At 34.7% G+C, this 22140-nt stretch carries 21 protein-coding genes; 13 read left to right on the top strand and 8 right to left on the bottom strand.

Annotated features, from left to right (window positions below; genetic code table 11):
- Nucleotides 1-77: 77 nt before the first annotated feature.
- On the bottom strand, nucleotides 78-2834 hold the full coding sequence (locus CSC80_RS05545) for a substrate-binding domain-containing protein (RefSeq protein WP_099190344.1): 2757 nt from the start codon (nucleotides 2832-2834) through the stop codon (nucleotides 78-80).
- A 298-nt stretch (nucleotides 2835-3132) separates the two neighbouring features.
- Here CSC80_RS05545 and CSC80_RS05540 point away from each other — a divergent pair, with 298 nt between their 5' ends.
- The 5 genes from CSC80_RS05540 (at nucleotide 3133) to CSC80_RS05520 (ending at nucleotide 9787) form a co-directional block, all read left to right on the top strand.
- On the top strand, nucleotides 3133-4545 hold the full coding sequence (locus CSC80_RS05540; protein ID WP_058104423.1) for an ATP-binding protein: 1413 nt from the start codon (nucleotides 3133-3135) through the stop codon (nucleotides 4543-4545).
- An 18-nt stretch (nucleotides 4546-4563) separates the two neighbouring features.
- Nucleotides 4564-5346, top strand: coding sequence for an enoyl-CoA hydratase-related protein (locus CSC80_RS05535; RefSeq protein ID WP_099190342.1), 783 nt, complete (start codon nucleotides 4564-4566; stop codon nucleotides 5344-5346).
- A 17-nt stretch (nucleotides 5347-5363) separates the two neighbouring features.
- On the top strand, nucleotides 5364-6917 hold the full coding sequence (locus CSC80_RS05530) for a hypothetical protein (protein WP_058104421.1): 1554 nt from the start codon (nucleotides 5364-5366) through the stop codon (nucleotides 6915-6917).
- A 47-nt stretch (nucleotides 6918-6964) separates the two neighbouring features.
- On the top strand, nucleotides 6965-8038 hold the full coding sequence (locus tag CSC80_RS05525; RefSeq protein WP_099190340.1) for a PA0069 family radical SAM protein: 1074 nt from the start codon (nucleotides 6965-6967) through the stop codon (nucleotides 8036-8038).
- 315 nt (nucleotides 8039-8353) lie between these two features.
- A complete protein-coding gene (locus tag CSC80_RS05520) occupies nucleotides 8354-9787 on the top strand; it encodes a glycosyltransferase family 2 protein (RefSeq protein WP_074671118.1) in 1434 nt (477 codons plus the stop codon).
- A gap of 83 nt (nucleotides 9788-9870) precedes the next feature.
- Here the strand turns inward: CSC80_RS05520 and CSC80_RS05515 are convergent, their stop codons facing one another.
- The 3 genes from CSC80_RS05515 to CSC80_RS05505 all read right to left on the bottom strand — a co-directional run bounded on the left by CSC80_RS05515 (nucleotide 9871) and on the right by CSC80_RS05505 (nucleotide 11774).
- Entirely contained in the window at nucleotides 9871-10548 is a 678-nt protein-coding gene (locus CSC80_RS05515) for an HD domain-containing protein (protein WP_058104418.1), read from the bottom strand.
- On the bottom strand, nucleotides 10545-11129 hold the full coding sequence (locus CSC80_RS05510) for a lysophospholipid acyltransferase family protein (protein ID WP_317038729.1): 585 nt from the start codon (nucleotides 11127-11129) through the stop codon (nucleotides 10545-10547). The genes CSC80_RS05515 and CSC80_RS05510 overlap by 4 nt, the downstream gene beginning before the upstream one ends.
- A gap of 234 nt (nucleotides 11130-11363) precedes the next feature.
- Nucleotides 11364-11774, bottom strand: coding sequence for a BrxA/BrxB family bacilliredoxin (locus CSC80_RS05505; protein WP_058104416.1), 411 nt, complete (start codon nucleotides 11772-11774; stop codon nucleotides 11364-11366).
- Between the two features lie 130 nt (nucleotides 11775-11904).
- Here CSC80_RS05505 and CSC80_RS05500 point away from each other — a divergent pair, with 130 nt between their 5' ends.
- The 4 genes from CSC80_RS05500 (at nucleotide 11905) to CSC80_RS05485 (ending at nucleotide 15418) form a co-directional block, all read left to right on the top strand.
- Nucleotides 11905-12645 (top strand): TerB family tellurite resistance protein, encoded by a 741-nt coding sequence (locus tag CSC80_RS05500; RefSeq protein WP_074671123.1) that lies wholly within the window; start codon nucleotides 11905-11907, stop codon nucleotides 12643-12645.
- A 25-nt stretch (nucleotides 12646-12670) separates the two neighbouring features.
- Nucleotides 12671-13255, top strand: a complete 585-nt coding sequence (locus tag CSC80_RS05495) for a HupE/UreJ family protein (RefSeq protein WP_099190338.1) — start codon at nucleotides 12671-12673, stop codon at nucleotides 13253-13255.
- 85 nt (nucleotides 13256-13340) lie between these two features.
- Nucleotides 13341-13778 carry a dCMP deaminase family protein gene (locus CSC80_RS05490; protein WP_058104413.1) on the top strand — a complete coding sequence of 146 codons (438 nt, stop codon included), beginning with the start codon at nucleotides 13341-13343 and terminating at the stop codon, nucleotides 13776-13778.
- A gap of 14 nt (nucleotides 13779-13792) precedes the next feature.
- Entirely contained in the window at nucleotides 13793-15418 is a 1626-nt protein-coding gene (locus CSC80_RS05485) for a S41 family peptidase (RefSeq protein ID WP_091609087.1), read from the top strand.
- Here CSC80_RS05485 and CSC80_RS05480 read toward each other — a convergent pair.
- Together CSC80_RS05480 and CSC80_RS05475 are read right to left on the bottom strand one after the other, a co-directional pair.
- On the bottom strand, nucleotides 15415-15618 hold the full coding sequence (locus CSC80_RS05480) for a hypothetical protein (protein ID WP_058104412.1): 204 nt from the start codon (nucleotides 15616-15618) through the stop codon (nucleotides 15415-15417). The genes CSC80_RS05485 and CSC80_RS05480 overlap by 4 nt on opposite strands.
- A gap of 38 nt (nucleotides 15619-15656) precedes the next feature.
- On the bottom strand, nucleotides 15657-16235 hold the full coding sequence (locus CSC80_RS05475) for a MarC family protein (protein WP_058104411.1): 579 nt from the start codon (nucleotides 16233-16235) through the stop codon (nucleotides 15657-15659).
- A 115-nt stretch (nucleotides 16236-16350) separates the two neighbouring features.
- Between CSC80_RS05475 and CSC80_RS05470 the strand changes: the two genes are divergently transcribed.
- Entirely contained in the window at nucleotides 16351-16920 is a 570-nt protein-coding gene (locus CSC80_RS05470; RefSeq protein ID WP_099190336.1) for a DUF3109 family protein, read from the top strand.
- On the opposite strand, the gene CSC80_RS05465 is transcribed toward CSC80_RS05470, so the two are convergent.
- Nucleotides 16913-18748: a tetratricopeptide repeat protein gene (locus CSC80_RS05465; RefSeq protein ID WP_099190334.1), complete on the bottom strand. Its 1836-nt coding sequence runs from the start codon at nucleotides 18746-18748 to the stop codon at nucleotides 16913-16915. The genes CSC80_RS05470 and CSC80_RS05465 overlap by 8 nt on opposite strands.
- A gap of 146 nt (nucleotides 18749-18894) precedes the next feature.
- A complete protein-coding gene (locus CSC80_RS05460) occupies nucleotides 18895-19629 on the bottom strand; it encodes a LytTR family DNA-binding domain-containing protein (protein ID WP_058104409.1) in 735 nt (244 codons plus the stop codon).
- Nucleotides 19630-19847: 218 nt separating this feature from the next.
- On the opposite strand from CSC80_RS05460, the gene CSC80_RS05455 reads away from it, so the two are divergent.
- The 3 genes from CSC80_RS05455 to CSC80_RS05445 all read left to right on the top strand — a co-directional run bounded on the left by CSC80_RS05455 (nucleotide 19848) and on the right by CSC80_RS05445 (nucleotide 22133).
- On the top strand, nucleotides 19848-20075 hold the full coding sequence (locus CSC80_RS05455; protein ID WP_074671142.1) for a hypothetical protein: 228 nt from the start codon (nucleotides 19848-19850) through the stop codon (nucleotides 20073-20075).
- Nucleotides 20076-20097: 22 nt separating this feature from the next.
- Nucleotides 20098-20655: a hypothetical protein gene (locus CSC80_RS05450; protein ID WP_143751720.1), complete on the top strand. Its 558-nt coding sequence runs from the start codon at nucleotides 20098-20100 to the stop codon at nucleotides 20653-20655.
- Between the two features lie 491 nt (nucleotides 20656-21146).
- Nucleotides 21147-22133: a ribonucleotide-diphosphate reductase subunit beta gene (locus tag CSC80_RS05445; protein ID WP_058104406.1), complete on the top strand. Its 987-nt coding sequence runs from the start codon at nucleotides 21147-21149 to the stop codon at nucleotides 22131-22133.
- The last annotated feature ends 7 nt before the right edge of the window (nucleotides 22134-22140 follow it).

Below are 22140 nucleotides of genomic sequence, written 5' to 3'. Positions count from 1 at the left end.
AAACGTATACTGATGTTACCTCAGGTATAGTATTGTTGCATGCTAAAAATTGATTTAGTGTATAGGTTTAACTTAACCTATGAAAATGACTTACGATAGGTACCCGGAGTGGTCCCAAATTGGTTTTTGAATACGGTGGAGAAATAATTAGGAGACGAAAATCCGGTAGTATATGCAATTTCCGCCACGGTCAAAGTAGAGTTTTCGAGCAATGATTTGGCTTTCTCCAATCTAATTTCACCAATATAATCACTAATGCTCATACCCATAATGGCCTTTACTTTTCTATATAATTGAACCCTAGATATATTTAGACTATCCGCTAAATTTTCCACTGAAAAATCTGAATTGCCCAAATTCTCTTGTATCAATGCATTTAATGAAGTAATGAACTTTTGCTCTATATTATCAAAAGCATCGGCATTTTCTATCTTATGAATATTACTGGTATAATAAAACCGTAACTTTTCCCTATTGTACATTAACGACTTTATAGACTGTATTAAAATGGAGTAGCTAAAAGGCTTTGTCAAGTACAAATCCGCACCAGATTGTAATCCTCTCAAATAAGATTCCTTATCGCTCAGCGCAGTCAGTATTATAGCAGGTATATGGGAAGTACGCAAGTCTGCCTTTAATTGAGCACATATTTCAAAACCACTTTTACCAGGTAAGTTGATATCACAAACCACAATATCCGGTATTTGTTCAATAGCCTGGTTGATGGCATCAGGACCATCGGACAACAGAACATTGAACTCCGCTTGCAATTTGTTATTAAGAAATTGTGCCAAATCTTTATTATCCTCAATAACCAATATCGTATATTTATCATTGGTGTCGGAAGCAATATTGGTTATAAAACCAACCTCTGTATCTTCCGTTATCGTATCTTCTACAAGGGCGGTTTTGGATATCTTTTGTTCTGTTATTAGCTGATCTTCGTTAAAATGCTTATCTCCTTTATATAATTTAATTTCAAATTCCGTACCGTGATAAGATTGTACTTCTATGGTTCCTAAATGTAGCTCAACAAATTGCTTACTTAGATGTAAACCAATACCTGTACTATTTTTTCTATTGTTAGAGCCTTTAAAAAAAGGTTCAAAAACATGGGGTAATTCATCTTTTGGTATTCCTATGCCGTTGTCCTTTATTTTTATGGAAACGTAATTTTTTTCAGGATGACCATTGATTGTAATTTTAATGAACCCCCTATCAGGTGTAAACTTGAATGCATTGGAAAGTAGGTTAAAATATACTTTATCCATTAAATTTCGGTCTATATAAAGCATAGTCTCCTCATCATCTGCTTCTATCTCAAACTGAATTTGTCTTTTTTTGGCTTCCCTACTAAATTCATTAAGTATGGTTTTACTAAATAAATAGATATTCGTCTTAGATGCTCTTACATTAAATTTTTGGTCTTCTGAACGCCTATAATCCAATAAATTGTTCATCAATCTTAACAACCTATTGGAGTTGTTTTTTATTAATTCAACTTCATAATTGATCTCTGATTTTTTTCCCTTGAACATATCGCCTACAGACTCAATAGAACTCATTATAAGGGTCAAGGGTGTTTTAAACTCATGGGAAAGTCCGGTAAAAAAATTGAATTTTTCTTCATCGGCTTCTTTTATTTCCTTGGCAATGCGTTCTATTTCATTTCGTTGTTCCGTTATCTGTTCATTAGTAAGAAGCAGCTGTTTGTTCTTTTTTCTAATAATTACTATAGAATAGATACTATAGACAGCAAGAGCAAAAACTATGGCTAACAGCGTCATTAAGATTTTCAACAAATTGTTTTGTGTATCATATAGCTGTTCCTGCTTATTTATTTCATCAACTTGTTTCTCTATATCTTTTTGTTGATCGTTGATCTTATCAAATTGATTTTTCATAATATCTACATTATGAATATCAATTACCGTTGTACTCAATAAATTTAATTTAGGTACCTCTTTGCCCTTCACTGCATGTATTGCTAACTTTATAGCCTCTGCACCACCTGTAGGATATAATATGGAAGCTTCGAGAATGCCGTTTTTTACCAGCTCAATTCCTCCGTTTTTACCATTTAGGCCATCAATGCCTATAAAATGAATATTGTTTCCAACGCGTTTTTTTCTAGCTATCTGCCAAGACTCGTATGCTAAGGAATCATTAAAAGCATAAAAATAATCTATAGGCTCATCTGCCAAAGAATCCAGTATTTTCGATAAGATTGCCTTGTGCATGATGGCATTGGTATAATTTACACTGGCTACGACCTGTATGTTCTCCTGGTCAGTGATTACTTCATGAAAACCTTTACTTCTCTCAATTGCCGGGGAAGAATTATCATCTATTTTTAGTTCTATTACATTGGCAGGTTGATTTTTGGACATTGAAGCAATGTAATTGCCCGCTATTCTGCCAACTTCCATATTATCCGTTCCCACATATGAAGTAAACTTTTCGGAATTGATTTTACGGTCAACGATGATTACCGGAATTCCTTTGTCGTAAGCCTTTTCAATTGCAGGTGTAACGACATCCGGACCCATAGGGGATACAATAATCACGTCCATTTCATCATCGATCATTTTTTCTATTTGTCTGATCTGTAGATCTGCATCTTTATGTGCGTTGTAGATGCTTAGCTTGACCTCTGGTGATAATGAGGCTTGTACACGCATAGCCTGGTTCATGGCATCACGATAGGGATGGTCATCTATACATTGTGAAAAACCTATTCTAACCTTATTTTTAATGGAGTTAGATTTATCACAAGAAAACAATAATACCGTTAGTCCAATGTATAGGAATATGAAAAAATTTCTGAAAATCATTTGGTGAAGATAGAATTGTAAATGCATACTAAAATTTAGTATAATTTCTTGATTTAAAGCTAAACTATTGCTGTTCAAACAAAAAAAAATATTATTTCAGGTTATTATAATGACCTATAGCATGTTATTATTATTTACAATACTAATATAATTTTATCATTTACATGTATGTGTGTTGACGAGAATAGGTTTTTGATTTGCTAACTTGATTTTTTTTGGTGCGATATTTGCTAACTTTAGACGAAATAATGAAAGCTTGTTAACAAGAGTATCTTTACGGTCGCGCATTTTCTTATCCATGATATTTTTGGTGCTCATTGCATCTGTATTAATAGCTGGGGTTACGGTATACCAATATCGTGAACAATCAAAGGATTATCATGAAAATAGAATGGAGCGTAAAGAGGAACAAATACGTCAAAGTATAGACCTTGCCATTCAGAAAACAACGTATCCGGTTACCACGGAGAATCTAGATTTAATTTTTAAAAATGAAATCTATGAGATTGCCGTTGTTCAAAACATGAACTTTAATATCTATAGTTTGGAAGGCGAGCTAATTAAGAGTTCTAGACCCAAGTTTGCCAATGATTCTATTTCTATGTGCCTAGATGCTGAGGTACTTAATAAGCTAGAAATAAGTCCCAATAAGCGTTATGTCATGGAAAATGCCTTGGCGGGAGATAAGTATCAAGCTTCATTCACCTATATAGCGGATCAAAAGTTTAAACCAATTGGTATTTTAAACTTGCCCTACTTTGAAGATAACTCGTTTAACGATTATGAGTTGAAAGAATTTTTGTTTCGTTTATCTGGGGTTTATCTGCTAATGCTATTAATGGCAATATCTTTTGCTTTTTTCATTTCGAAATATATAACCCGTTCACTGGAGACCATTTCAACCATGATGGGCAAAACCGAGCTAAGTAAACAGAACAAGAAAATTTATTTGGATAACCCGGGTGAAGAAATAGAAAAACTGATTTCTGCATATAATGGAATGATTGATGAATTGGGTCAAAGTGCGGTTAAATTGGCTCGTAGCGAACGTGAACAGGCATGGCGAGAAATGGCCAAGCAAGTGGCGCATGAAATTAAGAACCCACTTACGCCTATGCGACTGAGCGTGCAGAGTTTTGAACGAAAGTTTGATCCCAATGATCCAGATATACATCAAAAAGTAAAAGAATACTCCAATACTTTAATTCAGCAAATAGATACCATGAGCAGTATAGCATCTGCATTCTCAAATTTTGCAGAAATGCCGGCACAGCAAAATGAGACATTGAATGTGGTTAAAATCGTGAAATTAGCTCTGGATATATTTAATGAAGACTATATTCATTTTATTGCCGATGAAGAGGAAATTATTGCGAAATTGGATCGTACCCAACTTATTAGAGTGGTTACTAATTTGGTGAAAAATGCTATACAGGCAGTGCCAGATGTAGAATCTCCAAGAGTATTGGTAACGGTAGCATCTGAGGGTAATATGGTAAAATTATCTGTGGCAGATAATGGTCATGGTATAGAGAAAGATAATGAAGACAAAATATTTGAACCAAAATTTACTACTAAAACCAGTGGTATGGGTCTAGGTCTTGGCATGGTTAAAAATATAGTGGAAACGTATAAAGGCACCATTAAGTTTACTTCGCAATTAGGTAAGGGTACGGTGTTCTGTGTAAAGTTCCCTAAAGAAAATGTATAATTCAACAACTTAATAACAATGGCATACGAAACAATATTAATTGAAAAAGAAGCAACAACGGCAATTGTAACTATTAATCGCCCTAAAAAATTAAATGCTTTAAATAAGGAGACCATTGGGGAGTTACATGATGCTTTCAAAGATTTGCAAAAAGATAAGGATGTCAAAGCCATAATTTTGACCGGTAGCGGTGAAAAAGCATTTGTAGCGGGTGCCGATATTTCTGAATTTGCAGATTTCGATGTTAAAGAAGGAAAAAAATTGGCGGCCAAAGGTCAAAAACAATTATTTGATTTTGTTGAAGGCTTATCTACACCTGTTATTGCTGCGGTCAACGGTTTTGCTCTAGGCGGCGGATTAGAGCTTGCAATGGCTTGCCATTTTAGAGTGGCAAGTGATAATGCAAAAATGGGACTGCCAGAGGTTTCTTTAGGATTAATACCTGGGTACGGTGGTACGCAACGTTTGCCTCAATTGGTGGGTAAAGGTAGGGCAATGGAAATGATCATGACCGCGGGCATGATCTCTGCCGATCAAGCTAAAGCTTACGGGCTTGTAAACCATATAACTACACAAGAAGAACTATTACCGCTATGCCATAAGATAATAGCAAAGATCACCAATAATTCCTCTGTAGCCATTGCTCATGCAATAAAAGCGGTAAATGCTGGTTTTAAGAATACTGTAAATGGTTATGAGCAGGAAATTGAGGCTTTTGGTGACTGTTTTGGAACAGATGATTTTACCGAAGGTACTACTGCATTTTTGGAAAAAAGAAAAGCTGAGTTTCCGGGTTCATGACATAAACCAAACTGGTTATGTTAAAACGTAGCGTATTCTTATTTTTGTTCATTACCAATGTACTAGCTTCTTTAGCACAAGAAGAATTGGTGACCTATACCATTGGGGAAAAATTTCATGACAAGTACAGATATTCCAATATGCTGGCAATTGCTGATGACGGCAATGAAGGTACCGTTGTGGTACGAGCATATTATACCGGTATAGTTTTAAAGCCCAAAGGTTATTTTATTGAACATTACAATAAAGACCTTGAATTGGTTTCTGAGTATAATTATAAGCTTAAGGGTGCTAATTTTATAGATGCATATGTCCGTAATGGACAGGTTTATCTATTATTTTTAGAGTATAATTATAATAACAGAAGCTATCAATACGAAGTACATAGGAGTCCGTTTTCCCAATTTCAATTTACTAAAGAGACCATTTTATCCATTGCTTCTGAACCTGTAGAGCAACCTTTGGATAGAAATTTCTATAACCGAAATTTTTCATCGGGTTTTACAACTTCCATTTTATTTAATGATGATAAATCGGCATTTGCAATAACTACGCATTATAAAAAGAGAAAAGTTGATCAGCATACTATCTATGCCTTTAATGCCAATTTGAATAAGCTCTTTGAGCATGATTTCTCTGATGAGGTAGAGGAAAAAAATTACGCTTTTGAAAACGTAGTTTTTTCAAAAGATATGCAAAATGTGTATTTGGTAGGTAAGGCATACTTTAAGAAGAAACGTTTTAACGCTACGGAACGTAAATTTCAGTATGAAATGGTAAGGGTGTCCAGTAGCGGAAGAAGTTTACAGTCTTTTTATACCCCAGGGAAATTTCCAGAGGCATTAAAACCTATATTTAAAGGAGGTGAATTACTGTGTATAGGATTTTACGCGGATAGAAAGGATAATAGGTATAACGGCATTTCCTATTTTAATTTAGACCCTAGGTCGCTTACTTTAAAGACAGAAAAATTCAATGCCTTCTCTGAACAGTTTATGTTGGATAAATTTGGAAGGGAAGATGATAAGGCCATTAAAAACTTGGTGTTTAAAGGGATGGATATCACATCTGAAGGTAATATCCTGTTCAACGCAGAAGAATACTTTACCAGTAACAGCGTACAATCGAATTCAAGCGGTGGTAGGGTGATGGTTACTAGGTATCATCATAACGATATTATAAGTGCAAAACTTAGCGCCACCGGTGACCTTGTCTGGGCAAGAAATATAAACAAAACGGAAGTGACGCAAGGTGATGGTGCCTATGCTTCTTACAGTGCCTATACTAAGAATAATAACACCTATTTCTTTATAAGTACATCAGCTGAAAATCCACAGCAATTGAGTGATGACCGTATTATGTTTAAGCAAGGGTTGAGCAGAAATAGAAATGTATTTTTAATTCGTTTGGATGAAAACGGACATATGAAGTATAATAAGGTTATTGATGATACTGAAGCACGTTTGCCGTTAATGGTTTCTGCACCATATATTGATCGTCAAAAAGATGAATTAATGTTCTACGCCAAAAGGGGAACAAAAAAACAACTGGTTCAAGTAGGTGTTAAATAAAATTGTAGTTAGGATTTAATCCATAATTTTGGATTAAATCCTAATCAATGAAATCAGACTTTTCTATAAAAGGTAGAGGCGCCCAAAAGAATACCTTAAATAAATTTTCAGCATACAACTACGAAACCAGGGACGATTTTCTTGAATTTTGCCGACTTGAAGGTGAAATTGCCGATAACAATAAGACGCAATACATACCTGTTTACCCAAAAACAATAGTGAATAAGGTAACTAGCCCAGATGTGGGTATGAGTTTTTCGATAAACATGTACCAAGGTTGTGAGCATGGTTGTATTTACTGTTACGCTAGAAATGCACATGAATTTTGGGGCTATAGTGCAGGTTTGGATTTTGAACGTAAGATTTTGGTAAAGCATAATGCGCCAAAATTGTTAGAAGAGAAATTAAAAAGTAAAAGTTGGAAGGCATGTACCATTGTGCTTTCAGGAAATACAGATTGCTACCAACCTGCTGAACAAGAGTTCCAATTAACCCGTAAATGCTTAGAGATTTTCTTGAAATACAGGCATCCAGTGGGAATTATTACTAAAAATGCGTTGATTTTGCGCGATTTGGATATTCTAAGGAAATTAAACGAGCATGGTTTAATTGGTGTAAACATATCGGTTACCTCTTTATCTGAAGAAACCAGAAGGATATTAGAACCAAGGACTACCACCATTAAAAAGAGGTTAGAGGCTATTAAAGTTTTATCTGACAATGGCATTCCGGTAAATGCTATGTTGGCTCCGATCATACCTGGCATCAATAGTCATGAAATTTTAAATTTAGCTAAGACAGTTGCGCACCATGGGGCATTATCAATGGCCTTTACCGTGGTCAGATTAAATGGAGCCATTGGTCATATTTTTACCGATTGGATTCGTAAAACACTTCCAAATAAAGCAGACAAGGTTTTGCATCAAATTGAGGAGTGTCATGGAGGAAGTTTAAATGATAGCAGATTTGGTATCCGAAGTAAAGGAGAAGGTAAAATTGCTACTCAAATTCATGATATGGTCAGTTTGGCAAAACGAAGCTATTTTAAAAACAGAACTTTCCCAAAATTAAATACTGATTTGCACGCATCATATAAAGATGGTCAATTGAAATTATTTTAAAATTTTTCTGCAATTGGTGAAAATCCCAAGGAAATTATAATTAGATAAAAATGGTAATGTTTTTTACATCAATTGGGCTGAAATGTTTCTATTTTATTTGAAATAGATATTTCCCAAATAAATGGTATAACCGCATGAAAATGAGTAAAATATTGTTATTAAGTCAAAAATTTATGGTTTTAAATTAGTGTGCTAAGTAAAAAAATCGTGGTAAAGTTTACGGTAAAAAAATCTTTAAAAACTTTTGTTAAAATAAGATCTAAAAGATGATTCTAAGCGTAGATAGGGAGAATGAAATAAATATTAGAACCATTTATGAAAACCAAGAACACTACCATAAAAAATATGAAAACCGTAAACAACAAAACCGAAAAGAAAACTAAAAAGTCTTTCTTTTCCAAAATTGCCAACCAAATAGAAAATGCCAATGCATGGGGTGTTTTTGTAATGGGCAGCACATTTGTATTAATGTTTGGATCTGCTTATTTGGCTTATATATTACAGAGCGATTTTTCAGACTTACATTTAGAACGCAGAAGTAGCTTAATAGGATTTATTTTTATGATCGTTGCTGCGGCCTTCTTTGTATTCAAGTTAAGTTTTTTCATCTATACGTTTGTCCGTTTTTTAAAGTACAAGGCTATACCTTCAGTTTCAGATGATGAACTGCCTACGGTGACCGTTATTGTACCGGCTTATAATGAAGGAAAACAAGTTTGGGCCACCTTAAAAAGTTTGGCAGATAGTGACTACCCAGAGCATAAAGTGCAATTATTGGCAATTGATGATGGTAGTAAAGATGACACTTGGAACTGGATGCAAGAGGCAAAAAAAGAATTAGGTGACAGGGTTTCTATTTGTCAACAGCCTAAGAATATGGGTAAACGTCATGCACTTTACAGAGGCTTTAAGGAAGGTACAGGTGAAATTTTTGTTACAGTGGACAGTGACTCTATAGTTGATCCAGATACTTTAAGAAATTTAGTTAGTCCGTTCATCGTTGATGAAAACTGTGGTGCGGTTGCAGGTAATATTCGTGTTTTAAATAACAAGAAGGAAATTTTACCTAAAATGTTAGATGTAAGTTTTGCACTTAGTTTTGAGTTTGTACGTTCTTCTGAAAGTACTTTAAATTCAGTTTTATGTACTCCAGGAGCTTTGGCAGCTTATAGAGCTACTGCGGTATTTGGTTGCTTAGATGAGTGGATCAACCAAACCTTTATGGGGCAGCCTTCTGATATTGGTGAAGATAGAGCTATGACCAATATGATCTTAAAGCAAGGTTTCCACGTATTGTTTCAAAGAAATGCTTTTGCTTATACCAATGTTCCTGAAAAATATAAAGGTCTGTATAAGATGTTCATTAGATGGGGTAGAAGTAATGTTCGTGAGAATATTCAAATGTCTAAATATGTATTTACGAACTTTAGAAAAGGACCAAAAGCAGGTACTAGATTATTATTCTTCAGCCAGTTCTCAAGAATTGTATTGTGTTACCCATTTGTACTGTTCATGTTAGTTTTTGTTTTCACGCATCCGTTGTTGTTCTTAAGCTCAACGTTCTTAAGTATTTTGGTACTGTCAACATTCCCGGTAATATTTTACGCAAAAAGATATACGTTCTCAGAGTCTTTTTGGGCATATTCTTACAGTGTTCTATATACTTTTGGTCTGTTCTGGATTACCCCTTATGCTATTGCAACGGCAAGTAGAAGAGGTTGGTTAACAAGAGAGTTGCCGCAGAAATAAATAATTCAGAAAATGTAAAGGGTCTCAATTGAAATTGAGACCCTTTTTTTATGACTTAAAATATAGATATGATTCGGTAATGGCTAGCTTAAATTTTTAAGAGGACTCCATTCTTGGTAAAATTGTTCTAGAAAGTCTATCATATATTGGTGTCTTTGCTGGGCCAATCGCTTTCCGGTTGCGGTGTTCATTTTATCTTTAAGTAATAATAGTTTTTCGTAGAAGTGATTTAGAGTAGGCGCTTTTGACTTTTTATACTCCTCTTTACTCATTTCCAAGTTAGGAGGTATACTGGGGTCATAAAGGGCTCTATTTTTAAACCCACCATAATTAAAGGCCCTTGCAATACCTATGGCGCCAATAGCATCTAAGCGATCGGCATCTTGTACTACCTGAAGTTCTTTTGACGTAAATAGTTTTTTCTTCATTTTACCATCATTTAGACCAGCCTTAAAAGAACTATATTTAATGATATTGGTGACGTGGTTAATGGTTCTTTTGGGAACTTTTAGACTTAACAAAAAGTTCTCTGCCATCTTTGGTCCTAAAGATTCATCACCATCATTAAATTTGGCGTCTGCAATATCATGAAGTAAGGCACCAAGGCTTACCACCAATAAATTTACGTCTTCCTCTTTAGCAATAAGCATGGTATTATTGAAAACACGTTCAATATGGAACCAATCATGACCTCCCTCGGCATTTTTTAATGTTTCTTTGACGAAAATGATAGTTTCTTCTACGATTTCTGAGTTGGTCATTTAAAGGAGTTTATACCGCTTACTACGGATGCTTCAATTTGTGTTATTAGTTCATCAAGATTACCCTTGTTCTCTATGGGTTGTTGTACCTCTAAACGTACCTTGGAACCTAATCCCATAGGAAATTGACCGAATCTTACAAGCTTCCATGAATTATTGATGCTTATGGGAACGATCAAAGCTGAAGGCGCTTTTTTAAGAAGCATTTTAAGTCCCATAGGTTTAAACGGTTTTGGGTGCCCATCCCTACTTCTGGTACCTTCAGGAAAAATTACTGCACTTCTATTATGTTTTTCAATGTACGATCCAAGTTTGCCTATCTCCATAATAGCGGATTTCCCATCCTTTCTATCTATAAGAACAGAACCACCATGAACAAGATTGAAGGAAACGCTTGGTATACCTTTACCCAATTCTTTTTTACTCACAAACTTTGGGTGGTGTTTGCGCATGTACCAAATCAACGGGGGTATGTCATACATACTTTGGTGATTGGTTACAATTATTAAAGGCCTGTTTGTAGGAAGATCGTATTTGTTGGTGAATTTATACGTAGTGCCTAAAATATTAGTGCTTCGCATTAAAAAGAAATTCAGCTTGCTAACAACAGGCTTTAGTCCATTGTATCCAAAAACTTTAAAACCAAACCATTGAATGGGGTGAAAAATAAGAAGACATAGTCCAAAAGCTATGAAAAAAAAGGGGGTTATTATATATGAAAGCAGTTTCTGCATCTTACAAAAATAAAAAACCGCTCAATTAGAGCGGTTTTTTAATACTATTATTTTACTTAAATAGAGTCTAAGACCATAGTTTTAGCAAAACTCATCATAAGCTTGTGCTAAATTTTGAGCAATCATTTCAGCTGGTCTACCTTCAATATGGTGACGTTCGATCATGTGAACCAATTCTCCATTTTTGAACAAAGCCATTGATGGCGATGATGGAGGAAAAGGGATCATTAGATTTCTTGCTGCATCAACCGCTTCTTTATCAACGCCGGCAAATACCGTTACGGCATGATCAGGTCTTTTACTGTTCTGCAAGCTCATTTTGGCCGCAGGTCTTGCATTGGCAGCTGCGCAACCACAAACAGAGTTTACAACAACTAAAGTTGTTCCTTCTTTGTTAATGGCATCGGTAACTGCATCTGCAGTATATAATTCTTCAAATCCGGCAGAGGCCAGATCATCTCTCATTGGTTTAACTAATTCCGCAGGGTACATATTCTTAATTTTTTAATTAATTGTTACAAAGATAATCAATTAGTCGTAGGACTGCTTTATACCTTAACGTTTCATTGGCCATACTTTCTATTCGTAATATTTTATCTTTGGCAAAATTGAGTTTACGAAAATGATTAAATGGTTAGGGGCCGTAATTGGTTTTTCTTTTAGAGGGTTATCTGGAGCAATTTTAGGCTTCTTTGCCGGCAGTATTATAGATAACTTTTTTGGGTCTAGTAAGGGCAGTGCACGTAGCGTTTTTGAAGATTATACCAGACCAAATGTTACGGCTGCAGATTTTGAATTGAACTTGTTGTCTTTATGTTCTATAGTTATAAAGGCAGACGGACAAGTAAGCCAATCAGAAATGGACTATGTACGTCAGTACTTTGTGAGCACTTATGGGAAGGATAAGGCAAATGCTATTTTTAGGAGATTCAATGAAATCAATAAAAAAGGGCAGATATCCGCACAAAACGTGTGTACATTTTTGGCACAACGTACCCGCTATGAGGTCAGATTACAATTATTGCATTTTTTATTTGGTATAGCACAATCAGATGGCAACATTAGTAATCCTGAAATTCAAAAAATAAGGGAAATTGCAGGTTACCTTAGAGTATCATTGAACGAGTTTGAAAGTATTAAAGCCATGTTCGTGAAATCTGCTAACAATGCTTATAAAATTCTTGATGTGCCTAAAACTGCCACCGATGCCGAGGTGAAAAAGGCGTACAGGCAAATGGCAAAAAAATACCATCCGGATAGGGTCAATACTCAAGATGAAGCTATTAAGAAAGGTGCTGAAGAGAAATTTAAACAAGTACAAGAGGCTTACGAAACTATACAAAAGGAACGCGGATTAAATTAGTTTGAACAGATAATATAAAAGTGCAATGCAAGAATTTTGGTTTTATATAAAATTAGGTTTGCAACATGTATTGGATATCAATGCATATGACCATATCCTTTTTTTGACGGCGATGGCGCTGCCATTTACGTTTAAAAGCTGGAAAAACGTATTATGGTTGGCAACCGTTTTTACGGTAACCCACTGTTTAGCTTTGGTTTTCTCAGTTTATGAGATTATGGTAGTAGATGCTACTTGGATAGAGTTTTTAATACCTGTAACCATTTTAGCAACAGCGTTGTTCAATATAGTAGATGTATTGTTGCTTAAAGAAAATAGAACAATTTGGTTTCATATGTTGGCAACAGGTTTTTTTGGTCTGGTTCATGGTTTTGGCTTTTCCAACTACTTTAAGATGATGATTATGGGTGAAGAAGATAAGCTTGCACCTTTACTGGGTTTTGCCGGTGGAATAGAATTATCTCAAGTGGTTATTGTTTTGTTGGTATTGGTCCTAGCTTTTGTTGTCCAAACACTAATGAATGTAAAACAGCTTGCTTTTATATTGGTAGGCAGTATTGTTGTGATACTGATAACCTTACCGTTGTTATATGAAACATTTCCTTTTTAGATTGTTAAAGTTTAGCCTAACATAATGTTGTTACTGTTCAAAGCAGGTAACTTAGGGTTATGCGCTTTTATAAAGCTCACCGTTCATGAAGAAAGAAAAACAATTAAAATACGATAGGGCCTATTTAAGAATGGCCACAGAATGGGGAAAATTATCGTCATGTAAAAGAAAACAGGTAGGTGCAATTATCGTCAAGGATAGAATGATTATATCTGATGGTTATAACGGTACCCCTACCGGTTTTGAAAATTATTGTGAAGATGAAGATGGGTATACCAAGTGGTATGTTTTACATGCAGAGGCAAATGCCATTCTTAAGGTTGCCAGTTCAACACAATCTTGCCAAGGGGCTACTTTATACATCACTTTATCTCCCTGTAGAGAATGTAGCAAACTAATTCATCAGTCTGGCATTAAACGTGTGGTGTATCAAGTTGGTTATAAAGATGATTCGGGATTAAAATTTTTAGAGAAAGCTGGGGTTGAAATAGAACACATGCCAGAAATAAATGTGACAAACTAACGTTAACACTAATGATGAACAAAAAATACAGTGCTCTTTTTCCTTTAATTATCGCTTCTGCTCTTGCATTAGGGTTTTTTATTGGTGGAAAACTGAATTTTAATGATTCTCCCGAAAGACTATTCTCTACCAATTCCAAAAAAGATAAATTAAACAGACTTATAGATTACATTGATTACGAGTACGTAGACGATGTAAATACAGATAGTATAGTCGATGTTACCGTGAATAGTATCCTAGAAAAATTAGATCCCCATTCGGTCTATATTTCAGAAAAGGAAATGTCTAGCGTAGCAGATAATATGAAAGGTGATTTTGTGGGTATAGGCATTAATTTTTACTCTTATCATGATACCATTGCAGTAATCAAAACCGTTAAGGATGGTCCTAGCCATGCAAAGGGAATATTACCTGGCGATCGTATTTTAATGGCTGATGAAGACACGCTTTATGGTCATGATTTTCCTAGCGAAATTATTGTGGACAAGCTAAAAGGTAAAGAAGGTACTTCGGTTGACCTTACTGTCTTTAGAAAGTCTGAAAATAGAACGTTTAACGTTAAAGTAAAACGTGGTATAGTGCCTTTAAAAAGTGTAGATGCCTTCTACATGCTAACAAAGGATATGGGCTATATTAAAGTGAATCGTTTTGCTGAGTCTACCTATAAAGAATTTAAAGATGCTTTAGGAAAATTACAAAAACGTGGTGCCCGCAAGTTGGTTCTTGATCTAAGGGATAATCCAGGCGGTTATTTGGGTATGGCAGAAGAAATGGCGGACGAGTTCTTGGAAGATGGTAAACTGATCTTGTTTACTAAAAATAAGAAGGGAAAGATCAGTAAAAGTTTCGCAACTGACGAAGGTAGTTTTGAAGATAAGCCTATTTATGTTTTGATCAACGAAAGATCTGCTTCGGCTAGTGAAATTGTTGCCGGTGCGTTACAAGATAATGATATAGGTACCATTGTTGGTCGTCGTTCTTTTGGTAAAGGTTTGGTACAGCGAGAAATGGCTTTAGGCGATGGTTCTGCAGTTAGACTGACCGTTTCTAGATATTACACCCCAACGGGTAGAAGTATTCAGAAAACATACGCAAATGGCACTAAAGATTATTATCAACGTTTTACCGACAGATATCATAGTGGCGAAATGATTTCGGTTGATAGCATAAAAGTGGCAGATTCATTGAAATTTGTAACCCCTAAGGGAAAAGTGGTCTATGGCGGTGGCGGAATAATTCCGGATGTCTTTGTGCCTATCGGTTCAAATGAGGAAGAGGCAGTGGATAGTATGGATAATTTGGGCTTTATTTCATTTTTTGTATTTGAACATTTAGATGAAGATCGTGAACGGTATGCCCAGTATACCCAAGAGGAGTTCGTGAACGATTTTAATGTTGATGATATCCTTTTTGAAAAGTTTGTGGAGTATTCGGTAGATAGAAACCTAAGAATGAACTTTTATGAGCATGAGAATAGCATTAAACTGTTCTTAAAGGCTAATATTGCAGAACAACTGTTCAATACAAATATACATGCCAAAATTAAGGCAGATGAGGACTTAATGCTGCAGAAAGTATTGGAGTTAGATGGTGGTGGTATTGAACAGCAAGAGTCTGGCGCAATTAAGACCTACAACTAATCTTGGTTCATCTTATCCTGAATCTTCTTGCTGGTTACAAATACCAAAAGTAGTACTATAGCACATAAAGATGCCATAATACCGATCAATGCAATGGTACTGTTCTTTTCAAAAGGATCTGCAAAATTTACCAATGTGACATTATAGGCAATTAAAGCAATTGCAATAACTATGAATATTATGGATAACGTCTTGCTCATATAATCTTGTTTTTATAAAAGTACAACCTTCTATCGGTCTAGAAAAGTTGATTAATGTTAGCGGCGAATAATTTAACGGCGATGGCCATAAGAATTACCCCAAAAACCTTTCTAATTACATTAACACCATTTTTGCCTAGCATTTTTTCGATCTTGCCCGATGATTTCAATACTATGAACACGAATATAATATTGACGATTATGGCAACGATTATATTTTCTACATAATATTCAGCTCTTAAAGAAAGTAAAGAGGTCAATGTACCGGCACCCGCAATTAATGGGAAGGCAATAGGTACAACAGATGCACTCTCTGGTTCGTCATCCTTGTATAGGGTAATGCCTAAAATCATCTCAATAGCCAAAAAGAAAATAATAAAAGCTCCCGCAACGGCAAATGAATTTACATCAATACCGATCAAGTTCAATATCTCCTCACCAAGGAACAAAAAGGCTACCATGATCACGGCAGCTACAACAGAAGCTTTTTCAGATTGTATGTGCCCAACCTTTTTACGTAACCCTATGATAATGGGTATACTGCCTAAAATATCTATTACGGCAAATAGAACCATGCTAGCTGTAGCAATCTCCCTTAAGTTAAAATGAAATTCCATCTTTCAAATTTTTTGCAAATTTACGTTTTATGTATGCATTTGGATCTTTATTCTTAAAATAATCTATCTCAAAGACTTTTTTAAAATATGTATCTTGCGGTCTTTAAACTAAGCCATGTTTCAATTAGGGAAAACCATAGTATCCGAGGAAATAATAGAGAATGATTTCGTTTGTAATCTTAGCGCCTGTAAGGGTGGTTGTTGCGTAGACGGAGAGGCAGGTGCTCCCGTAGAGGATAGTGAAACGGAAATTATGGTAGATATCTATTCAAAAGTAAAACCTTTTCTAAGACCTGAGGGAATTTCGGTTATTGAAAAAGAAGGAGCTTTTGTGAAGGGAGAAGATGGTGAATGGGAAACTCCGTTAGTAAACGGTAGTGAGTGTGCCTACGTAATTTTTGATGAAAAAAAAGTTGCCAAATGTGGTATTGAAGAGGCTTATAACCAAGGTGTGATTAACTGGAAAAAACCGGTTTCATGTCATTTATACCCTATAAGAGTTCGTGAGTACACAGAATTGACTGCGGTTAATTACCATAAATGGCATATTTGTGACCCTGCATGCGCCTTAGGTGACGAATTAAAAGTGCCTATTTATAAGTTTGTGAAAGAAGCGTTGATCAGAAAATTTGGTGAGGCTTGGTATAAAGAGTTAGAAGAGGTAGCCGCGGACCATCTTAAATAGTAGGTATATAAATTACGATTTGTGTGCCGATCGGATTTGTATCGTCATCGAATTTGTCAATGATATCAACGTGGAAATAGTTTTCATAGTCACGGGAGAAATTTGCTAAACGCTCTTTGGTAATATCGATGCCAACAGATTTTCTTTTAAGTACTTTACTGTCTTTTATTCGTTCTGCAGCATCTCTACCTACACCGTTGTCCGTTATTACTATCTCTATAAAGCCGTTTTTACCTTTTTTTACTTCTAAGTCAATATTTTTGGCACCCTCCTTTGAAGATAGTCCGTGCCATAATGCATTTTCTAGAAACGGTTGTAGAATTAGCGATGGAATTTTAATGTTATGAATATCAATGTCGTCTTTTATATGGACGTTGAAGTTGATTTCATTAGAAAACCTAATGTTCTCTATGTTCATATAAAGCTCAACAGTTTCTAGTTCCTCTGCCAGAGAAATCTCGCGTTGGGAAGATGCCTCTAGTATTTTTCTTACCAGTTTTGAAAATTTGTTGAGGTAATGAACGGCATTTTTCTTCTCATTGTTTATAATATATAATTTAATTGAGTTCAGTGAATTGAATAAAAAATGTGGATTCATTTGGCTCCGAAGCATACTTTGTTCCAATGTTAATAGCTTTTTATCTGCATTCAATTGGCTCTGGCGATAGAGAATGTATAAAATACCTATCAATAGTATAAGTGATATACCTATGATAATCAACATGGTCTTATTTTTCTTCAACTTTAAACGAACAGATTCATTCTCTTCTGCAAGACGTTCTAGTTGATTGGCCCTCATTTCAGATTCATATCGCAGAATCATATCATTCACATACCTAAGGTTGAGTGAGCTGGTTATGCGTTCTTCATATTTTTTAAAATCTTTATAGTAACGCATTCCCTTTTGGTAATCGTCACGTTTGATCCATAGTTCAGACAGAAATTTATTTGCTTCTGCTATTTCTGCGTTCAGTTTGTTCGTTTTTGCCAATGTTAAACCAGATTCTAAATTGGTTTCTGCGGCATTATAATCCCCTAAACGAATAAAGGCCCAGCCAAGGTTTATGTAAATGGTAGTAATGAGTTTATTGTCATCTAAGGAAATTGCTTTCAACAAATTTGATTGTAGAATGTCTATAGCTTCCTGAATTTTGCCTTGATGGACATATACATGGGCAATGTTGTAATTACACGTTATTTTGCCCTTATTAGAGTCCATAATCTCATAATAAACAAGGGATTTTCTGAAGTTTTTTAAAGCGGGCTCCAATTTGCCTTGGGCTTCATAACATTCGCCTAGGTTTTTATGGTTAATGGCCAAGCCCAGCTTATCGTCCAATTCTTTTTCAAGAATCATCGATCTCTCGTACTTTTCTATGGCCAGGTCATACTGCTCAAGCATTTGATAGGTTGCTCCTATATTATTTAAAGACGCTATAATGCTCTTTTTGAGTCCGTCGCTGGGTGTAGCTACAGTTTCAGCCAATTCAAGTGCATTTTGACTATAGTCCAAAGAGGACTTAATGGCTTCTGTCCTTGAATATACACTGCTGATCATATTTAGGCTGTAGACCCTAAATTCTATATTGTTTGCTTCAACCGATAATTGGAGCGCGTATTGGTATAAGGCTAAGGCTTCTTGGTATAGTGCTTGATCACGGTACAATGAACCAAGTTGATTGAGCGCATATACTTGTCCTAAAACATACTTATCGGTAATTGACCTTTCTTGAATATAACGAAGCGATGTGCTATCATTACTATATGGTTTTAGAATATCATCAATTTCTTTATGGGTTTCTGGTACTACCGTTAAAAGGCTGTCCATGTTTTCCTTTAAAACAGTAAATATGTCTTGCGAGTAACCGTAAAAAGACAGCACTAAAGCATAGAGAAGTAAGAATGAAATTTTATACCTAATGATGTACACTATTATTTTAGAAAAGCTTTGAAATGGTTTTTACGGTTGTTGACTTACAACATGTCTAAAAAATCTGATTTTTTTTGTCTGGAAACAGGTATTTTATGGTTGGACTTTAATACCACGTAACCATCTGTCTTCAAGAATTCCTTTATTTTATTTAAATTAATGATGTATGAATTATGAATTCTGAAAAAAGAATCGGAAGGTAGTAATTCATTTACCTCTTTCAATTTTTTGGTTAACACTATTTTTTGACCATCTGTTAAAAAAATGGTGCTGTAGTTACCATCAGATTCTGCGTATAATATTTCATCGCTTTCTAGAAATAACAATTTGCCGTCGGTATTTAAAGTAATACGCTTATGTATGGCTCTTGAATTATAGTTTAAAAGTACCATTTCCAATTTCTCGACAGAAAAATTGTTATTGTTGAATTTTTTGATCTTTGCAATGGTTTCTTCCAAATCATCGGTATCGATCGGTTTTAATAGATAATCTAGAGCCTGACTCTTAATGGCCTTTAAGGCATATTGGTTATAGGCGGTAGTTATTACAACAGGAAAATTCTTGTTGGTCAGTTTTCTAATGAATTGAAAACCGTCCATAGTGGGCATTTCTATATCTAAGAATAGGCAGTCTGGTGTGTGTTTTTCTAAGTAGGTAAGTGCTTCATTTGGATTGGTAAATGAGGCAATTACGTTGATTTCATCACTAAAATTAGTGAGCTCCCACGTTAAGCTTTGCAGTGCTTTTATTTCATCATCAACAATTACAGCTTGTAGCATAAGGTTAGGGTATCAAGTTAGAAAGTTATGAAAAATTAAGTTTTTGTATGGTTTTTGAATGCTATTTTGTGTCAATGGATCTAATTTTAGTGTAATCGGTATATTTTGACTAGGTGGCGATTATTTGGATTTATAAATACAAAAAGAAAGAAAAATACTACAAATTATATTTATGAAAATTCTTTTGAATTTTTCATGCTCCGATTATACATAAAAGAGTGCAGATTATACAAAATAGGTGTTTGCTGTTTCAGCTTAAAATTACCTTTAGCCTAGAGTTTCAGTATATTATAAATGAAATTGAAATGAGAAAATGCGGTTATATGTTGGCATTTTTTATTGTAATCTTATTGATTGCATCTCATTTTATGGAAGATGAAGAGCCAATTAATGAGGGATTGGAAGTAGCTATTGAACTAAAACAAAATAAAGTGACCAGACCATAATTCAAAAACTCAACTAATGATCATGAAGAATAGTTTTCGGTTTGTTGGTAAATTTTTGAAGTTGGTTTGCTTTGGTATTGTACCATTTATGCTATTAAGTGGTGGGTCAAAAGTTGGGGTTACTAATAATAAATTGGATGATGGCACTTGTAGTTTTAACATCATTGGCAGTACTAATTTTCATATAGACGGTTTTGCATCGTTTAAAAGAATTACTGAACCTGATAACTTTGGAAATATTGCAGATAAATTAGTGTTGAGTTTTTCTGATTGTGATACTAAAAAGATGCATAATCTGGAAATTGTTATCGCATCGACTAATACTGATGACGTTGGTGTTTCGGTCGGTAAACATAAAATTAAAAACATTCATTGTCTGATCAATAGGTTCAGCGGAGTATATGGTTTTGCCGATTTAAGTGAGGTAGGTGAACTGCCTTTCTTTGTGAAATCTGGTGATGTTATAATAAAGGAAAGTATTTCTAATAAAGTTGATGGAAATTTAGAAGTACAATTAGAAAATGCTAACGGAGAATCTTTGAATGTCAAGGGCTCTTTCAATGCACTGATAAAAGTTTAAAAATAGTACGGTTCTTTATAAGGTAGTGTATGTTGCCTTATATCTAATGTTTGAGCGCCATATAGTATAAATACGATTAGTCGTATGATTACATTCTAAGAAAAGGTTTCGGGGGAACTACCTTTATTAGTTTTGGTGGGCATTTTTCATAATAGAAGCATTAGTGGGGCCGTACATTTTTTATGGAATACACTTACCTGTTTTACCTCTTTTTATAAACTAGTTTTAATAAACCATTGAGTATGATTTTTTATACTTTTTGGTTTAAAAAATTCATGTTTAAAGTTTACCTAAAATTAACGCTAAGCCCTTATTTCGCAAAGGTTAATGAACACTAGGAGTACAGGTACATTTCAACACACGGTGTTAAAAACTTTGTGGTCAAAATACCTAAACTAACTTTATATTTTCAATGCAATTTTAAATCTTTGTTAGTACCTTCAGAGAAGAAAACTATTTCTTTTTCACTACTAATTTTAAATCTAAATTATATGTCCGCAGCTTTAGAGCCTATTTTGGAGCCAAATGATGATCGCTTTGTTATTTTTCCTATTAAACATGATGATTTATGGGAATGGTATAAAAAATGTGAGGCTTGTTTTTGGACAGCGGAGGAGATTGATCTTCATGAAGATTTAAATGATTGGAATAACAAACTGAATGATGACGAGCGTTATTTTATAAAACATATTCTTGCATTTTTTGCAGCTTCCGATGGTATTGTTAATGAGAATTTGGCTGAAAATTTTGTGAGTGAGGTACAATATGCCGAAGCAAAGTTCTTTTACGGATTTCAAATAATGATGGAGAATATTCATTCTGAAACCTATTCGCTTTTGATAGATACTTATGTAAAAGATGAAAAGGAAAAGAATGTTCTTTTCAAAGCTTTGGAAAATTTTCCAGCAATAAAGAAAAAAGCAGATTGGGCCTTAAATTGGATCGAGTCGCCAAGTTTTGCAGAACGATTAATTGCTTTTGCAGCAGTAGAAGGTATATTTTTCTCCGGTGCCTTCTGTTCCATATTCTGGTTAAAGAAAAGGGGCTTAATGCCAGGTCTAACTTTTTCTAACGAACTTATATCAAGAGATGAAGGCATGCATTGTGATTATGCGGTTCACCTGCATAACAAACATTTAATGAATAAAGTGCCAAAAGAACGTATTACTCAAATTTTGACCAATGCCCTGGATATTGAGCGTGAGTTTATTACAGAGTCGTTACCGGTTAGTTTAATTGGAATGAACTCTAAATTAATGACGCAGTATTTGGAATTTGTAACAGATAGGTTATTAGTTGAACTTGAATGTGATAGAGTGTACAATGCCTCCAATCCATTTGATTTTATGGATATGATTTCCTTGCAAGGCAAAACTAACTTCTTTGAAAAACGTGTTTCTGAATATCAGAAAGCAGGCGTTTTGAACAAAGATAAAGATGATGATTCCCAGAAAATTAGCTTTGATGCTGATTTCTAATTAATGT

Source organism: Maribacter sp. 6B07 (genome assembly GCF_002700155.1).
GTDB classification, from domain to species: Bacteria; Bacteroidota; Bacteroidia; order Flavobacteriales; family Flavobacteriaceae; genus Maribacter; species Maribacter dokdonensis.
The sequence above is the reverse complement of the archived record's forward strand: the minus strand, read 5'-3'. Positions and strand labels throughout refer to the sequence as shown.

Coding starts and splice junctions, on each gene's coding strand:
- CSC80_RS05545 (WP_099190344.1), bottom strand. CDS start 2,834: ATGATTTTCAGAAATTTTTTCATATTCCTATACATTGGACTAACGGTA.
- CSC80_RS05540 (WP_058104423.1), top strand. CDS start 3,133: ATGATATTTTTGGTGCTCATTGCATCTGTATTAATAGCTGGGGTTACG.
- CSC80_RS05535 (WP_099190342.1), top strand. CDS start 4,564: ATGGCATACGAAACAATATTAATTGAAAAAGAAGCAACAACGGCAATT.
- CSC80_RS05530 (WP_058104421.1), top strand. CDS start 5,364: ATGTTAAAACGTAGCGTATTCTTATTTTTGTTCATTACCAATGTACTA.
- CSC80_RS05525 (WP_099190340.1), top strand. CDS start 6,965: ATGAAATCAGACTTTTCTATAAAAGGTAGAGGCGCCCAAAAGAATACC.
- CSC80_RS05520 (WP_074671118.1), top strand. CDS start 8,354: ATGAAAACCAAGAACACTACCATAAAAAATATGAAAACCGTAAACAAC.
- CSC80_RS05515 (WP_058104418.1), bottom strand. CDS start 10,548: ATGACCAACTCAGAAATCGTAGAAGAAACTATCATTTTCGTCAAAGAA.
- CSC80_RS05510 (WP_317038729.1), bottom strand. CDS start 11,129: ATGCGAAGCACTAATATTTTAGGCACTACGTATAAATTCACCAACAAA.
- CSC80_RS05505 (WP_058104416.1), bottom strand. CDS start 11,774: ATGTACCCTGCGGAATTAGTTAAACCAATGAGAGATGATCTGGCCTCT.
- CSC80_RS05500 (WP_074671123.1), top strand. CDS start 11,905: ATGATTAAATGGTTAGGGGCCGTAATTGGTTTTTCTTTTAGAGGGTTA.
- CSC80_RS05495 (WP_099190338.1), top strand. CDS start 12,671: ATGCAAGAATTTTGGTTTTATATAAAATTAGGTTTGCAACATGTATTG.
- CSC80_RS05490 (WP_058104413.1), top strand. CDS start 13,341: ATGAAGAAAGAAAAACAATTAAAATACGATAGGGCCTATTTAAGAATG.
- CSC80_RS05485 (WP_091609087.1), top strand. CDS start 13,793: ATGAACAAAAAATACAGTGCTCTTTTTCCTTTAATTATCGCTTCTGCT.
- CSC80_RS05480 (WP_058104412.1), bottom strand. CDS start 15,618: ATGAGCAAGACGTTATCCATAATATTCATAGTTATTGCAATTGCTTTA.
- CSC80_RS05475 (WP_058104411.1), bottom strand. CDS start 16,235: ATGGAATTTCATTTTAACTTAAGGGAGATTGCTACAGCTAGCATGGTT.
- CSC80_RS05470 (WP_099190336.1), top strand. CDS start 16,351: ATGTTTCAATTAGGGAAAACCATAGTATCCGAGGAAATAATAGAGAAT.
- CSC80_RS05465 (WP_099190334.1), bottom strand. CDS start 18,748: ATGGACAGCCTTTTAACGGTAGTACCAGAAACCCATAAAGAAATTGAT.
- CSC80_RS05460 (WP_058104409.1), bottom strand. CDS start 19,629: ATGCTACAAGCTGTAATTGTTGATGATGAAATAAAAGCACTGCAAAGC.
- CSC80_RS05450 (WP_143751720.1), top strand. CDS start 20,098: ATGAAGAATAGTTTTCGGTTTGTTGGTAAATTTTTGAAGTTGGTTTGC.
- CSC80_RS05445 (WP_058104406.1), top strand. CDS start 21,147: ATGTCCGCAGCTTTAGAGCCTATTTTGGAGCCAAATGATGATCGCTTT.